Genomic DNA, 16,744 nt, shown 5'->3' on the forward strand with positions numbered 1-16,744 from the left:
CATAAGGAACTATTTTTAAATAGTGGGGTTATAAGCATTTACCTAAGAAATACCATATATTCTGCGTGGTTGGACGCAAGCGTTGTTGGGCGCAAGTGTGGTTTGGTGTAATTGAATCTGGCTTTTAGGAGTTTGGTGGGGCGCTGGCGCGCTGGCTGCGTATGGCTTGGTGTTGTGCATGACTTGATTCCATGCCATCTTGGAGCTGCGCTGGCGCTTTCGAGCAAGGTTTTATAAAACATTCTGCTTAATATTCGAAAAAAACCTTATTTGACACGAGTTTTTGTAGCTCCGTGCCATAGGTTCAAAAAACGTGTTTTGCATTTTACGAGGTAGGTGCATTGGTACAGTTTTGAGAACCTCTCAAAAGCACCATGAAGGGCAATTTTTAACTTCAGAACTCGTGTCAAACGGGGTATTTTTCGAATTTTTCTTAAAAGTATAGCTTCTTTACTGCGCCATTTTACACCATTAGATGGACGTTACCCTGTTCATGGATGTTGTACAACCGCTCTATTAAAGATTTTTGCGGTTTACCGCAGAAATCTTTAATAGAATACTCGCGTCAAATTCTGAAAAGCTCATGCGCGTTATGATTACGCGTGCACTTATCTGAATGAGCTTATTCAAAGACGATTCCGTCAAGCAAGAAGCATACCTAGCAAATGAAGGCAACTTTCAATCTACGCGCGCATGCTTATCGACGAAAAGATTTTTTCGTCATTAAACCACCATATCAACCGCGTTTGACTTGCAGAAAATACACTATGTGCTAAAGTAGATAAGCACTTGTGAATTAAAGGCGCGATATGCGCTCCTGCAATGGAGGTCAATTATGTCTAAAGTCTGCGATATTTGCGGTAAGCACGCAGTTGCTGGTCGCTCAATTAGCCACTCACACCGCACTGTTAACCGTAAATTTAAACCCAATATTCAACGCGTTACCGTTTTTGAAGACGGTAAAACTCCTAAGAAAAACGTTTGCACTCGTTGCCTTAAGAGCGGTAAAGTTGCTCGCTCTGCCGAGCAAGCATAACAACTACCTGCAGGAAGTTAAACGCGCTGCGCCTTGTGCGCACTACATAAACACAAAAGGAGCTTTACGCTCCTTTTTTTGTAGAGTTATAGAGTTGTGAAATTGTGGGCTCTTTCTTTGTCTACCTTGTTAGGTGCTTAAAGACGCACGCGCTTTTTTGTAAGCTCTTTTTTGGTGCGGCTGTAAGACTGCACACGCGTTTTGTATCCGCTTTTTTGTAAGCTTCTTTTTACAAGCCTTACCCTACTAACCATGCATGATAAAAACGGCAGCTTTCCCCGAATGACACACAATTGTTGCAGCAGCATCTTCTATCACATTAGAAATACCTTCGTCGCTAAATTGCGCCAAATCGTAATGAGATAAATTCCACTTAAATCCCGTTTCTGAAATGCACGTCCACGGAGTAAGCGCAATCACCGACACCGTTTTTTTGACATCCGCCTGCGCAAAATGCACATGTGAACGTCCACGCAACGATATAATCTGCAGCGTATAGTTGTCTTCAACAATTGTTGGACAATACGAAGCCGCACGCGCTAATACACCAATAACGCCCAGTGCATGATCGGCTCGTCCACCAGAAGCGCAGGTAAGCGTAACATGGAGAAGTTTGCGACGCCTGCGCGCCTCGTGCACTGCACAATCAAGCGCAAGTTGTAAATCCGTGGCATACTTTTCGCGCGGAAATGTGATCTTTTTTTCAACACAAGACGTTACCCAATCATAGGCATCCCTATCAATCGAGTCTGCATCACCACAAAATACCTGCGGAATAATGCCTGCTTCATACAGAACATTTGCTCCCCCATCTGCTGCGATGAGATAATCGTTAGCGCGTGCAAGTTTTTGCACCAGCTTAAGAGAAGAAGGTGCAGGAGAACCTGCAACAATCAACACGCTCAACACATCATCAGCGCTTGTATCGCTTAAATCCCCCTGTTGATGTGCGTCAAATGAATCTGGTAAAGGCTCAAAGTCATCAAGCAACTCATACGATAGCTCTGCATACGAATGAATAAACACATCACTAAACTTTTTGCAGGTCTCAATATCGCGCTGCATATGAGTATCAAAGATACAAACGGTATTAAGCTTTGCCGCTTTAGCTTCGCGAACACCAAACGGCGTATCCTCAAATACCCACGTGGATGAAGCTTCCGTTCCAAGATACGTATGCGCAGCTTCCCAAATATCGGGATACTCTTTGCTTCTAATAGAGCCGCCAGTTGAAAACGTACGCTCAAAGAAATCAAAAATTCCTGCACGCTTAAGTGCAAACTCTAAATGCTTTTGTGGCGTAGAAGAAGCTACTACCATACGAACTCCATGCGCGCGAAGGCTTTGCAAAAACTCACAAACACCAGGTAAGGGTACCGACGAACGCTCATACCCCTTGCGAATTATTTCGTTAAAACGCTGCATAACCGCATCGCCAGACGCGTCTACATGGCAGTGCGTGTGAATATAATCACACGTTTGAACAATCGTGAGCGGCTCAATGGCATCGAAAAGCGACTTGGTAAGTTCAAGACCATACGAATTAAGAAGCTGAGCTGTTGTGTTGCGCCACATATCCATCGTATCAAGCAAGGTACCATCACAGTCAAAAATTGCAGCTTGAATTGCCATACCACTTCTCCTTTTACGATTAAGAAATTCTTGTAAGACACGCAACAAAATGAGAGTCGCATGAATGTGCCATAGGTGCAAATAAATACATGCCGCAACGCGAAGATGTGCGCGTAGTGGCAGATGCCGCCTGCGAAGTTGCGGACGCGGCGTCAGGTACTACCTGCGAAGATGAGCGCACATCGGCAGTTGCTTTGTGATCGGCAGTTGCTTTGTGATCGGCAGTTGCTTTGTGATTGGTATCTACAACGCTCGCGCTAAAAGAATTATACGCTTGCGTAACAACTTCGCGCATAGACGCATGAAGCTCTTGAGTCCACACGCGCGGAAAGTTCGTACATACAAAGCCTTTTCCAGCGTCTGAAGCCAAAAAGGCGGATACAACATCCTCATTTTCGCACGAAAAAATCGAGCACGTTGCATATATCAAAAAGCCGCCCACGTTAACCAAACGACTAGCCGCACGAAGGAGCTCGCGTTGAGTATACACAAGGCTGTGAGAACGAGCTACATCAAGAGCCGCTTCACTCATAGTTGTTGGTGCTTCTACGTGCCTTCTCATGGTTCCCGAACCACTGCACGGAGTATCAATAAACACCGTATCAAAGCGTTCGTGCTCATCAAAATAGGTATCAAGTTTTGTTGCGTCATGAGCTACAAAACGAATAGGATCATTAATGTGAGCGCGGCTGAGACGTTTTCGCGTGCAAGCGAGCTTTTGAGGTGATTTGTCGCACACAACTCGTTCAGAGATTGCAGGACAGGAAAGCCTTTTATTCATATAAGAAATAAGAAGCGACTTAGTACCCTTCCCACATCCTATTTCAAGAAGCTTCTTGGGACGTGTATGTACAACACAAGCGGCAATACATTGCGCAGCAAAATCGGAAATTGTTAAACGTTGACCCTCAATATCGTTATAGAGAGCAGCAGGCGAGATTCCATGTAATTTATAGCTACCCCATGCAGTTTGGACTGGAACAAGTTCACCAGGTATCTGAGGCGGATTATAAGGATTTTTGCATACATAAAACGGAACATGTGCTTGCGCAGAAAGAGCCATATGTGCGCATATAAACAGCCCACGATCGCGATAAGCGCGTTTTACAATCCATGTGGGTAATCCCGAAACTAAACACGCCTCACAAAGAAAATCAGATTCACACGTAAAACCAAAGGATTGCAAGAAATGATGTTGAGATTCAGCCGAGATCGGCGCAGCATTTAGTGTGCGCAAGATATCATCGTATGAGTGGCAATCTTGTACAATCCGCACAAGATGTTGACGCGCGTGGGCAAAGTTTGTCTGGTCATGTGTGGCTATTCGGTGCAAAACGGCATTTACAAAAGAGGCTCCACGCTTATCCACCAAGCGTACAAGCTCTACATATTGGCTTACAACTGCATAAGCTGCCGTTTGCCTATACACCAATTCATAGGTAGCCATACGCAAACATATAAGCACTTTATACGGCTGATGAGCAAGACGCTTTACATACTGTGCAAGCATCTTATCCACCATACTCTGCGAGCTTATAACGCCACATACAACATGCTGGACAAAACTTTTTTCGTCTTGTAAAAGCGCACGAAACGCATCAAAATGCTTTAGAAAATCCTGCACATATGTGGTGTTTTTCCGCAGCGCGCACAACGCCTTAAACGCTACCGTGCGCGAAGAAGCAACCTTAACACTTGTCATGAAACATGGCTCCATGTAGAAACGTTATGTAAACCCAAAGACCAGTCGTGTGCCGACATAGCAGATTTGCCATCGGGTTTAACACGCAAAAGCTCTAAGACACCCGAAGCACAGCCTAAAAATACACGATGATTGCGAATAAGAACCGCACCTGCTGGTATGTGTTCTGCGCGCGCAGCGCTTTCGGACACAGCATTTTCGGAAGCATTGCTCTTAGACACGGCACCTTCAGGCATGGCGTTCTCGGACACCGCATTTTCGGATGCAACTTCATCACACACAAAGCGCCCGACAAGCGCACGAGCACCCTTTTTACCCATCATAAAACGTGCAGGCGCAGCGTCGCCAGACGCTTGTATACGAACCAAATTAGATTCTGCAGATAAACTGGGATCTAGCAATAACTCGTGTTTATCAATTTTTTGAGCATATGTTATATCAGTTTGAGATTGCTTATGCCATACAAGCTTATGCTCCTCTAAATCACTAAGCGCACACAAAAGCTCACGCGCGCCCAAAGCACTAAGCTTATCGGTAAGCTCGTCTAGTGATTGCATTCCAATCTTAAGCGATGCTTGCCTGCAAAAATCTCCTGCATCAAGTTCGTGAACCACATTCATAATGGACACACCTGTAGCTTCATCACGCGAAAGAATAGCCCGTTGAATAGGAGCAGCTCCACGCCAACGAGGAAGAAGCGACGCATGAATATTAAGCGTTGTATACCGAGGCAAAGCTAAAACGCTATCGGGAATAATACAACCATAGGCAGCAACAACAATAACATCGGGCTCACATGCTTTAACAGCTAAAGTGAGTTCATCATCAAAACGAGTTGCCTCACGCACGGAAAGCGAAAGCGCGTTCGCACACTGTTTAACTGGTGATGGTATGAGCTTTTTTCCTCGACCACGCACCGCGTCGGGGCGTGTAATAACAAGCGAAATCTTGTGATGCTTATGCAATTCTTGAAGCGGTTTAACCGAAAAATCGGGTGTACCCATATAAACTATATTCATAAAGCTCTCAAACCTTACATTTCAACTTAATCTTAAAACTCAAACCTTAAATTTCAACTTCACCAGGACGCGCGCCTGCCTCTAAAGCATGCTTGTATTCTTCGAGTTTTTCCATTTTTTTGTGAAGCGGCAAATGATCGGGAATCGTAACGCCTTGCAGGTGGTCACACTCATGTTGTAGACATGCAGCCAACAAATTACCACGAGCTTCATAGCGAATAAGATCGCCGTCCAAATTTAATGCTTCACAAATAACGTGCGATGGTCGCTTTACGGGCACCAAAATACCTGGATACGAAAGACAACCCTCAGACATGCTACGATCTGCTTCATCGGCAACAACAATTTTTGGGTTAACAAGCACATATGGTTTTTTGCGAGAACCTTCGCCCCATTCGCAATCAATAACCACCAAGCGTATGTTTTTGCCAATTTGAGGCGCGGCAAGTCCGCATCCATCAGTTGCATACATCACTTCAAACATATGATGAGCTAGATCTTTAATTTCCTGCGTTATTTCTTTAACGGGCTCACACACTGTTTGCAAAATAGCAGACGGCGCGCAAACCATTTCTTTATACGCAACACTTTTTTTCATAACACTCCTCATCCTATACGTTTAAAAAGTAACCTTGTACATGCCATATTATTCATGACATATTATTCTACCGTTACATAATATCGTAAGCGTCCACATCAATAGAGATGCGAAGTCCAGGGGGCGTTTTTACACGGCTTATACACGATGAAATGGTTGTGCCAAGTGGCGCACCAAGTGGCGCTTTAACTACAATATGACGGCGATACCTGTCGTTAACCTTGTATTTCATGCAATTAGACGGACCAAGCATACGCCACATACCTTCTTGATGTGCAAGCGTTGTTTGCAACTCAATTGCTAAACGCGTCGAAAAATCAGCAACATCTTTTGCATTCAAACTCCACATAAGCACATTAGCAATGCGAGAAAACGGAGGATAATATGCCGATTGACGCTCCTGTAATTCTTGTGTTACAAAACGTGTGCGATTATGAGTTTGCACGGCTTCCATTACCGGATGCCCAGCCCAATATGTTTGAATAACAACCTTACCATCGCACGCACCTCTGCCCGACCTTCCAGCAACTTGCTCTAATAAGAAGTAGCTTTTTTCTGCCGCTCTAAAATCGGGCATTTTAAGGGTAGTATCTGCATTGAGTACACCAACAAGCACCACATCGGGAAAATCAAGACCTTTGGCAATCATTTGTGTACCAACTAAAATGGCACAAGAAGCACTATCAAAGGTTTCTAAAAGCTTTTCATGTGCACCTTTAGCACGCGTTGTGTCGGCATCCATGCGAACAACCACGGTTTTATCGCCAAACATACGAATAAGCTCGTCTTCTACACGCTGCGTACCAGCTCCAAACCCTGCCATGTACTTACTTCCGCAATGAGGACAAGCGGTAAGCGGATTTGGATATACAAAAACTGACCAATGACGATCACATTCGTGACATTTAAGCTCATGCGTTTTTTCGTGATAGGTAAGCGTAATTGAACAATGTGGACACTCAGGCACCGCACCACACTCGCGACACATTAAAAAATTAGCAAATCCGCGCCTGTTAATAAGAATCATAGCTTTTTTACCAGCATCAACCACATGCCATAACTCTTCTGTGAGCGCACGAGAAAACATGGATTTGTTGCCAAGCGCAAACTCTTTGGTCATATCCACGATCTGAATACGAGGCAAGTGTGCGCCAGCAGGACGCTCGTCCATAACAACATGCGTCCACGTACGAGCTTGGTGTGTGCGCTTTGAACAGTGCATTAAACTATCAAGCGAAGGAGTTGCAGATCCAAGCACCAATGCACTATGCGACAGCTGCGCCAGTTTTTCGGCAACGGCGCGTGCATGATAGCGTGGAGCAAGTTCTTGCTTGTAACTACTATCGTGTTCCTCGTCGATCACAATAAGACCAATGTCAGCAAGCGGTGCAAAAAGAGCAGAACGAGCACCAACTAAAACACGAGCGCGACCTGTACGAACCATATCCCACTGATCATAGCGCTCGCCTACCGAAAGCTTTGAATGAAGCACTGCAACGCGATTACCAAAGCGGCTACGAAACCTACCAACTGTTTGTGCTGTAAGGGCAATTTCGGGCACAAGCACCAGCGCAGTTTTCCCTTGTGCTATCACATCTTCGATTGCTTCTAAATAGACTTCGGTTTTGCCTGATCCTGTAATGCCGTCTACAAGAATTACATCTCCTGCTTGAGCCTCACAAGCACGCCTAATAGCAGATAGCGCATTAATTTGACCGCGGGTCAGCTGAGACGGCTTTAAAGCTTTTGCACTTGAAAGCGCAGATGGAGCAAGCTGGCGTTCTATGCGTTGTTTATAGATTTCTACCACATGCTTTTTTTCGAGCGCACGGGCAACCGAAAGTGTTCCTGGAAGCAAAACTTTTAACTCTGCCACACGAACAGGACCTGCCGAAAGCGCTGTTAATAGCCTACGCTGTGCACATGCACGAGCAGCTGGTTTATAATCTTTACCCGCTTTCGTCAGCTTGATCCAGCGTTCATCAACACAACCTCGTTTCTCGCACACAAGCTGCCACGGGTCGTCTTTTGAATCACGCTTGATTTTTACGAGTTGTCCCGGTGGCAAAAAAGGACGAAACGCTTCAGACAAAGGACATGCATACTCACGCGAAATCCATGTAGCCAGCTGTGCATGAAGGCGATCAAAAGCAGGCGGCGCCAGCACACGCAAAACAGGTTTTAGCTCTCTTGAGGTTTCTTGTATCGTTTGCACTTTAACGTCAATTACATAGCCAATAGCTGCTCGATGTGCAAAATCAACCAAAATCGTTGTTCCAACGGTACACGTTTTACTAAGCTCGGGAGTGATTATGTAATCAAACGACTTGGTAAGAGCACGGGAAGGAATATCGAGTACAACCGATGCAATAGTTATTTCTTGAGTTGTATATGGCATAATCCTCCCTTCTTATTGTTGCAACTGCGCAAAGAGCACGTACACAGCCGCGATATACGTTCAATACAAAACCCTCTACTAGTATAAAATACGTACATATGTTTGCATAGTACAAATTTATAATCTTCTTAAAAGTTAAGTACATACATCCAAATTACTTGAAGCTGCGCATAATGTGTATGGACAGCTCTACCTTGTAAGCATGTATGTATTGCGTATAGATTGGCGTGCCAATTCCTTACAAAAGCTGAGTATAAGCTTAAAGCATGGATGTTTCATGTGCACGCCACATTGCACAACTTTTTAAGAAACGAATCACATAAATCGGGTACACAATAAGTAAACAGATGTTAGATATAACATCAAAATACCTCAGAAAGGAATTTTATTATGGTACAAGATCCTAAGAGCGCATTGCTTGAGAAAATGAATGTTTACCTTGCAAACCAACAAGTTAATTACTTTAAAACACTTAGCATGCATTGGTATATTAAAGGCAAGAGCTTCTTTGTTCTTCACAAAAAACTTGAGGACATGTATCTTCAGTCAGAAGAAATTGTTGATGGTGTTGCCGAGCGCATTATTGCTTTAGGTGGAAACCCAAACGCTAATATGGAAGGCGCTTTAAAGCTTGCTACCATTAAAGAGCGCGAAAACGCTCCTATTAAAGACGACGATGTTATTCGTGAACTTATTGAAAGCATTACCTGGTGGATTGGTCAAGCACAAGAGATTGTAGACTTGGCAGAGCAAGCTGGCGACGGAGCAACTCAAGATCAATTTAATGAATATATTGCTGATTACCAAAAACAACTTTGGATGATTTCTTCTTGCGTTGCTTAAAACGGACGCTCTAACGAGCACGAACTATAAACATACATTACAAGAAAACGGAGTATCTTCTGAATACTCCGTTTTTCTTACGCGCAGCTAATCTTTATGATTGCCAAGCTCTTTATCGGCAGTATCTGCAAGCACACGCAAGAGTTTAATAACCTGTTTGGTTTGCTCTTCTCCCAACGTAGCTATAAGATTTTCAACAATATGCATAACTTGCGCGTGTTGGCGATTATACACATCCATCTCTGCTTCATTAAGCCTAATAAAAATACGGCGCTTATCGCTGGTACAACGTTTGCGAATGATAAGTTTTTTGTGTTCCATGGCTGCAAGCGTATGATTCATCTGAGATTTTTGCATATTCATAATCTTGCAAAGCTCGGTAGCAGTGATATCTTCATCAACGTGCTGCAGCAAAATACGACATACAACAGCCTCATTATAAGGAAGAACCGAAACCAATCGGTCATTATTGATGATTGTAGTGAGTGAAATCCACGCATCAAGAAGTGATTCGCGCTCATCTTGATCTGCCATTACAAACTCCCATTCAAACATACAACTTACTACGTGCACCACGCGCACGCACGTCATGTCCTAAACATGCTCTAAACGTGCGTTAAGCATACACCAAACATGCACTAAACATGCTGCAAATGTGCCTTTATCTCGTCCACTTTATTTGTTTGCTCCCAAGTAAAATCGGGATCATTGCGACCAAAATGCCCATATCGTGCAGTTTTTTCAAAAATCGGACGACGAAGATCAAGCGCACTAATAATAGCAGCAGGTGTTAAATCAAATACGCGCGGCACCATATCGCTTAACACGGTATCGGGAACCTGGCCAGTTCCAAACGTATCAACCATAATCGAAAGCGGATGCGATACGCCAATAGCGTAGGCAAGCTGAACTTCGCAACGCTTAGCAGCATGAGCTGCAACAATATTTTTAGCTACCCAACGTGCAGCATAGGCGGCAGACCTATCAACTTTGGTGCAATCTTTCCCCGAAAATGCCCCGCCGCCATGACGACCCATACCACCATAGGTATCAACCACAATTTTTCTGCCCGTTAAACCTGTGTCGCCCATAGGGCCTCCAACTACAAAACGCCCTGTTGGATTCACGTAAATATCGGCATTCTTATAGCTGATATTCAACGGCTCTATTACGGGCGCAATAACATGCTTAATGATGTCGGCCTTAATCATATCCATAGAAGTTATTTCGGGCGCGTGCTGCGTTGATACAACAATAGCGCTCACGCAAACGGGAACATCATGTTCGTAGCGAATACTTACCTGCGTTTTTCCATCGGGACGAAGATAATCAAGGATATGCTCTTTACGAACTTGAGCCAAGCGGCGTGCCAGCGATTGCGCTATAAAGGCAGGCATGGGCATATATGTTTGGGTTTCATCCGAAGCATAACCAAACATCATACCCTGATCTCCAGCTCCTAATTGAGTAGATTCATCTGAGTTACCATGTTGGGATTCAAACGAAACATCAACACCTTGAGCGATGTCGGGGCTTTGTTCGTGAATAAGATTGATAACACCGCAGGTATCACAGTCAAAACCGTATTTTGCACGGTCGTATCCTATTTTACGAACAGTTTCGCGCGCAATAGCTGGGATATCAACATAGGCCTGCGTGCGAATTTCTCCTGCAACAATAATGGTGCCTGTCGTAACAAACGTTTCACACGCGCAGCGAACATCTGCAAGGCGCGCAGGAATGCCGCTTGGTGAAATGTATCCAACTTTTTCGAGATTAGCTTCTTTTGCAAGAATAGCATCAAGTACTGCATCGGAGATTTGGTCACACATTTTATCGGGATGACCCTCGGTAACCGCCTCTGATGTAAATAGGAAATTTCTTCCAACCATATAAGCACCTGATCTTTCTGTTGTAGCGTAAACGGTAAACACAAAAGCAGCCTGATATTGTTACACAACCTAAGCCACAAACATATGAGATAAACCACGTATTCTCTATGAGATAGCACCCCATGAAGCACCCAAGACAACAAGGGAGATTATGTTTGTACTATAATCTTAGCAACACCATAGGTCATAAGGCTTACCAAAAATAGCATATAAGGTTTACCGTTTTTGTATACCTTATAGTACACGTTTATGCATGTAACATGTATCAAGGAGTGCGCACTGGCAAAAATGACACATTTTATACGATATAATTCATTAAAATAAGCTTAAAGCATAAACCGTGTTATTTCGGCAAAATTAGCGAGAATTTGTCTGCGCTCATGCGCGCGCAAACCTCCTTCGCGCTATGATACATATAACTGCTTGATAAACATACATCGAGAGGTATCCAAGTATGAATTCACAAACTGCAAATACAGAAGTTCGTGTTCGTTTTGCACCATCTCCTACCGGTAAACTCCATGTAGGAGGTGCACGTACTGCTATATATAACTGGGCTTTTGCGCGTGCGCACAAAGGAACATTTATTTTGCGCATTGATGATACAGATCCTACGCGCTCAACCGAAGAAAATACGCAGATTATTCTACGTGCTATGCGCTGGCTTGGTCTTGATTGGGATGAAGGTCCCGATGTAGGAGGAGCTTTTGGTCCGTATAAACAAACAGAGCGTTTGGATATGTACCGCCAAGCTGCGCAAAAGTTGGTAGAAGAAGGCAAGGCGTATTACTGTTTTTGTAGTCAAGAAACCCTGGATGCTGCGCGCAAAACAGCCCAAGAGCAGCATGCACGTTTTCAGGGTTATAATCGCGCTTGTAGAGGAATTAGCCTTGATGTTGCAAAAGAGCGTATTGCTCATGGTGAGCCCTATACCATTCGCGTAAAAGTGCCTCTTAACCGTGGCGATGTTGTTGTTCACGATCTCATTCATGGCGACGTAACCTTTAATGCGCGCGAGCTGGACGATTTTATTATCTTTCGCTCAGACGGAACTCCTACGTATAATTTTGCAACCGTTTGCGACGATGCAGCTATGAAGATTACGCACATCATTCGCGGCGATGACCACTTATCAAATACGCCGCGTCAAGTTATTGTATACGAAGCATTGGGCGCGCAAGTTCCTGTTTTTGCTCATCTTTCTATGATCTTAGGCGTAGACGGCAAAAAACTTTCAAAGCGCCACGGTGCAACTTCGGTAGAAGAATATCGCGATAGCGGCTATGACAGTGAGGCATTTGTAAATTATCTGGCATTGCTTGGATGGGCTCTTGACGGTGAAACAACCATTGTGCCTAAAGATGTACTTATGCAAAAATTCTCGCTTGAACATATTTCAAAAAATCCTGCTACCTTTGATCCTAAAAAACTCGACTGGATTAACGCTCAATATATGCAGCGTCTAAGCGACAACGACTTTGCGCACAATGTTCTTATTCCCGAGCTCATAAAAGCAGGGCTTGAAATGCCTAAGACAACTAATGCGTGTACGGACAGCGGCACGGGCGACGTGGCGGAAGGCGCAGGCGAGACCATGGACATACATGAGAGCGATGTGAGCGCATGTTTTGACAAGCGACCTTCTTGGTATTTGTTGCTCGCATCTATCCTTAAGCCACGTACAACGCTTGCACACGATGTTGTCGAGAAAGCTCGTTTTCTGTATCAAGGCAAAAACCTCTGTATAGATGAGCCTTCGCTTACTAAAAATATTTATAACAACGAAAGCGCAGGCGCGTCACTTAAGGCTGCTTATGCGGCACTTGAAGAAGTAAACGACTGGACAAGTGAGCACATAGACGCTGCAATGGCTGAGCTTCCCGAAAAACTTGGCGCCACCAAGCGTAAGTTTTTTGCTGCCATACGCGTTGCTGAATGTGGCAATCAGGTTTCCCCTCCTTTGGGCGAATCTATGGAGTTGCTTGGTCGTGAACTTGCGCTCTTTCGTTTGAAAAACGCGCTGGAATTGCTAGAAGCACATAAGAGCTAATGTAGATAAGTGAGTTTATTATTATGATGACAACATCAGCATTTGAGGTGCTCGGTCCTATCATGGTAGGTCCTTCGTCCTCGCATACAGCCGGTGCTTTGCGCATTGCTTTAGTAGCTCGATCGTTAGGTCCCGCTCCTTTAGCGCGCGTTGAATTTATTCTGTACAATTCATTTGCTCATACCTACAAAGGTCACGGAAGCGATAAAGCTCTGGTAGGCGGCATTTTGGGGTTTGCGCCCGACGACATTCGTGTGCGCGACTCCTTTACTGCAGCAAAAAAAGAAGGCCTACGGTTTGACTTTATTCCTTCCGATGAAGGCGCTGGTAAACACCCCAATACCGTAACGATAAAAATGTATGGTCTGGACAATCAAACTATGTCGGTGACCGGGGAATCTTTGGGCGGCGGACGAATTCGCATAAGTTCCATTGATGGCATTAGTGTTGAAATTACTGGTGATTATCCAACGTTGTTTGTGGCTCATCAAGACGTTGCAGGTGTACTTGCGGCTCTTACTGGAATTCTTTCTACCTATGAGATCAATATTGCCACCATGCGCACGTTTAGGGCAAAACGTGGCGGTAAAGCCTACACCGTTTTTGAAGTCGATAATCCGCTTCAAGGCGATCTCCTTACTCGTTTAAGAAACGTAGAGCACGTGCACCTTGTTAATACGGTAAACATCCCTGGTTCGGTTGCTATCTCGCACGAAGGCAAGCTCCAGCTTGGGTTTGAAACAGGCGCTCAACTGTTAGAACTCTGTGAACGCCATAACATGACCATAGGCGAAGTCATGAGAAACCGCGAGCTTACGCTTTGTGAACGCCTTCAAAATGTTGACGAAAAAATGCTCCACGTGCTAGAAGTTATGCGCGAGGAAACAACCGATCCGCTGCGTACTCCACGCCCCTCACTTGGTGGATTACTGGGCGGTCAAGCGCAAACGGTATGGAAGCATAAGAGCCGCTATGCACCTGCGCTTATGGGTGATACGCTTACTACATGCGTGGCGTATGCAATGGCAGTGCTTGAACGCTCGGCAACCATGGGCGTAATTGTTGCCGCCCCCACTGCTGGATCGGCAGGAGTAGTTCCAGGCGCAGTTCTAGGCGTTGGCAAAGCCATTGGTGCCAACGACGCACAATTAAGCCGCGCACTGTGGAATGCGTGTGCACTCGGAGCTATTTTGGCACATAATGCTTCAGTTGCAGGAGCCGAAGGAGGGTGCCAAGCCGAAGTAGGCTCTGCCTCGGCAATGGCTGCATCTGCTATCTGTGAGCTTTTAGGCGCACAACCTCGTGTGTGTTTAAGTGCCGCCTCAACTGCTATTGCTAATTTATTAGGATTGGTATGCGATCCCGTGCGCGGATTGGTTGAATATCCCTGTCAAGACCGCAATGCTATTGGCGTAGCAAATGCGATAAGCGCAGCTCAATTGGCTCTGTCGGGTGTTCTTGATCCCTTGCCATTTGATGAGGTTACTCAAGCGATGAAGTCGGTGGGCGAAGCGTTGCCAGCAACGCTTAGAGAAACGGCTCTGGGAGGTCTAGCGGCGGCGCCATCTGCACAAGCTGCAAGCTCTTGTTGTACAACGTGCAATCTCTGCGATTAACCGGCGTTGGGATAAGCTGCGCGCGTCGTGCGGCGTACTGTTCGTGCCCGTGCGGTTCGCGCTCGTGTTGATCGCACTCGTGTTGATCGCGCCCCTCTCGTAAAATTTGTGAAGAGGAAAATTTTTTTAAATTTGTATTGCAAAATGAAGGTGTTTAACGTATATTTATTCCTTGCGCGTAGCAGTTAGTACAACATCTTTTGGGACGTCGTCTAACGGTAGGACAAAGGTTTCTGGTACCTTCAGTGGGAGTTCGATTCTCTCCGTCCCAGCCATTTGTCTAACTCATGTCTATGGCCCGTTCGTCTAGCGGTTTAGGACGCCGCCCTCTCAAGGCGGAGATCACCAGTTCGAATCTGGTACGGGCTACCAATGATTATCAAGCCGCCTTATGGGCGGTTTTTTTCTAGCCTTTTTTCAATAACCCTCCTATAGCCGCCTTCTCTTTTTGCCGATTTTGTCCTATAGCCCTTCATAACCCCTCTTTTTGCCGATCTTTGTGCGCATGTAGCATATTATTCACTACATACGCAGCTCCATCCTCTACACATACGCAACTCCATCTCCAAACTCATGTGTTATGCACGGATTCTGGCGCAATACTCAACACATGCGCAGCTCCATCCTCTACAACAAAAGACTTTGTCAAGACGTTGTTAAAAGATGCGGAGTACCTTTTGAGTACTCCGCACAGATTGATGATTATGTTAAATCAAGCGTTTACACTACTTATCGCTTGAGCAATGAGCTTAAACAAACTAGCTTAAACACCTATTACTGAGCAGTGTTGTCGCTATCCTGTTCAGTCGTATTGTCACCACGCTTTTTGCGACGACGAATACCAAAGAGTCCTAAGAAACCACCCAATCCAAGCATCAGAGAGGCAAACGGCGAAGCGTCGTTCACGCCTGTTTGTGGTAATGCAGGCTTACCTTGAGGCAACGGCTGGTGAGTGTTAGCGTCAGACGTCGTAGATACAGGTGCCGAAGGTGTAGACGGCGTTGGTGGCGTTGGCGGCACCACACGCTCAACCACAAGCTTATCGGCAGGGATAACAAGCGTGCTTCCGTCATCAAACTCAAGTGACGCATCTCCGTTATCAGAAATAGTCTGTTTAGCAGGCTTTACATCAGGATTAGCGTCATTAAGATTATGCTTAACCTTATCCTTCTCCAATGGCGTCAGATGAGTTTTGTCGTCGACGACAACACGCTGAGCAGGAATCCTAAAGCGGTCGGCCTTAGACGGCGTTACCACAACGTTAACAGATTCAGGAATTTTATCCTTTTCTATCTGGACAACTGCAATTATCTGATTTTGCTTAAGGCGAACAGTTGACGGAACCTCAATGGAAAAGTCACCGTGAGCGTCAACGATGCCGGTCTGTGTGGTTGCGCCATCAGGGAATGTAACCGTAATGGTCGCTCCTGCAACACCTTTGCCAGTAATCTTCTTTGTTTGCGTATGAACAGGATTCACCGTTGGGGCCGCAGACACCAGCAAAGCAGGATTTTCTTCTGCAATGGCGGGATCGGACATGGCGTAATACACAGCTGTATATGTTACGTTCTTCTTTTCTGCCACATCTGGCAAGGTGGGAGTCCAGCCATCTTTTGTATCGCGGTGCTTTAAGCCTTCGTTTGGTTTAACCATTGGAGCAATAGGCATCGCATTGCCAATTTTTACATCATATATTACTTGGGCGTACGTTTGGTTATTGTGGATAAGCACACCGCCCTCGCCTGCCTCGAAAGTTACGCGAACGAAGCCTTGAGGTGTAGGTGTTTGAGGGTTGTTTGTAACGTCGATGATGTTAGCGAGCACCACTGCGGTATAGCTTGCAGCTTCGTTTACTTGAGTATCTCCTTGAGGAAGCTCTGGTGTCCAACCTGTGAAGGTGTAGCCATTATCAGCGGTGACAGAAGGTACCGTGATTTCACTAAACTTAGTACCCTTCA

Annotated in this window: 12 protein-coding genes and 2 tRNA genes; 6 read left to right on the forward strand and 8 right to left on the reverse strand. The window is 45.3% G+C overall.

Annotation, left to right across the window (positions count from 1 at the left end; all coding sequences use genetic code 11):
* Positions 1-835: 835 nt before the first annotated feature.
* Positions 836-1,036: a 50S ribosomal protein L28 gene (rpmB, locus tag AC5GD6_RS05215; protein WP_006303255.1), complete on the forward strand. Its 201-nt coding sequence runs from the start codon at positions 836-838 to the stop codon at positions 1,034-1,036.
* Between the two features lie 246 nt (positions 1,037-1,282).
* On the opposite strand, the gene AC5GD6_RS05220 is transcribed toward rpmB, so the two are convergent.
* The 5 genes from AC5GD6_RS05220 to priA form a co-directional block, all read right to left on the reverse strand.
* Positions 1,283-2,668 (reverse strand): thiamine diphosphokinase, encoded by a 1,386-nt coding sequence (locus tag AC5GD6_RS05220; RefSeq protein WP_491846393.1) that lies wholly within the window; start codon positions 2,666-2,668, stop codon positions 1,283-1,285.
* A gap of 19 nt (positions 2,669-2,687) precedes the next feature.
* Positions 2,688-4,370, reverse strand: a complete 1,683-nt coding sequence (locus AC5GD6_RS05225) for a transcription antitermination factor NusB (protein ID WP_491846394.1) — start codon at positions 4,368-4,370, stop codon at positions 2,688-2,690.
* Positions 4,367-5,389: a methionyl-tRNA formyltransferase gene (fmt, locus tag AC5GD6_RS05230; protein WP_491846395.1), complete on the reverse strand. Its 1,023-nt coding sequence runs from the start codon at positions 5,387-5,389 to the stop codon at positions 4,367-4,369. The genes AC5GD6_RS05225 and fmt overlap by 4 nt, the downstream gene beginning before the upstream one ends.
* 46 nt (positions 5,390-5,435) lie before the next feature.
* Positions 5,436-5,987: a peptide deformylase gene (def, locus tag AC5GD6_RS05235; protein WP_491846396.1), complete on the reverse strand. Its 552-nt coding sequence runs from the start codon at positions 5,985-5,987 to the stop codon at positions 5,436-5,438.
* Between the two features lie 73 nt (positions 5,988-6,060).
* Positions 6,061-8,385 (reverse strand): replication restart helicase PriA, encoded by a 2,325-nt coding sequence (gene priA, locus AC5GD6_RS05240; protein ID WP_473225400.1) that lies wholly within the window; start codon positions 8,383-8,385, stop codon positions 6,061-6,063.
* A 390-nt stretch (positions 8,386-8,775) separates the two neighbouring features.
* Here priA and AC5GD6_RS05245 point away from each other — a divergent pair, with 390 nt between their 5' ends.
* Positions 8,776-9,228 (forward strand): Dps family protein, encoded by a 453-nt coding sequence (locus tag AC5GD6_RS05245; RefSeq protein ID WP_311439277.1) that lies wholly within the window; start codon positions 8,776-8,778, stop codon positions 9,226-9,228.
* An 87-nt stretch (positions 9,229-9,315) separates the two neighbouring features.
* On the opposite strand, the gene AC5GD6_RS05250 is transcribed toward AC5GD6_RS05245, so the two are convergent.
* Together AC5GD6_RS05250 and metK are read right to left on the reverse strand one after the other, a co-directional pair.
* A complete protein-coding gene (locus AC5GD6_RS05250; RefSeq protein ID WP_276776251.1) occupies positions 9,316-9,762 on the reverse strand; it encodes a MarR family winged helix-turn-helix transcriptional regulator in 447 nt (148 codons plus the stop codon).
* Positions 9,763-9,866: 104 nt separating this feature from the next.
* Complete coding sequence (metK, locus tag AC5GD6_RS05255) at positions 9,867-11,120, reverse strand: methionine adenosyltransferase (RefSeq protein ID WP_303870545.1); 1,254 nt, start codon at positions 11,118-11,120, stop codon at positions 9,867-9,869.
* A 454-nt stretch (positions 11,121-11,574) separates the two neighbouring features.
* Here metK and gltX point away from each other — a divergent pair, with 454 nt between their 5' ends.
* The 4 genes from gltX to AC5GD6_RS05275 all read left to right on the forward strand — a co-directional run bounded on the left by gltX (position 11,575) and on the right by AC5GD6_RS05275 (position 15,158).
* Positions 11,575-13,170, forward strand: a complete 1,596-nt coding sequence (gene gltX, locus AC5GD6_RS05260) for a glutamate--tRNA ligase (protein WP_491846397.1) — start codon at positions 11,575-11,577, stop codon at positions 13,168-13,170.
* Positions 13,171-13,193: 23 nt separating this feature from the next.
* On the forward strand, positions 13,194-14,786 hold the full coding sequence (sdaAA, locus tag AC5GD6_RS05265) for an L-serine ammonia-lyase, iron-sulfur-dependent, subunit alpha (RefSeq protein WP_416437250.1): 1,593 nt from the start codon (positions 13,194-13,196) through the stop codon (positions 14,784-14,786).
* Positions 14,787-14,987: 201 nt separating this feature from the next.
* Positions 14,988-15,061 (forward strand) — tRNA-Gln (locus tag AC5GD6_RS05270).
* 20 nt (positions 15,062-15,081) lie between these two features.
* Positions 15,082-15,158 (forward strand) — tRNA-Glu (locus AC5GD6_RS05275).
* Between the two features lie 402 nt (positions 15,159-15,560).
* Here AC5GD6_RS05275 and AC5GD6_RS05280 read toward each other — a convergent pair.
* Positions 15,561-16,744 (reverse strand): Ig-like domain-containing protein (locus AC5GD6_RS05280; RefSeq protein ID WP_491846398.1); only part of this gene is annotated, 1,184 nt, incomplete at its 5' end.

The organism is Fannyhessea sp. (assembly GCF_986145555.1).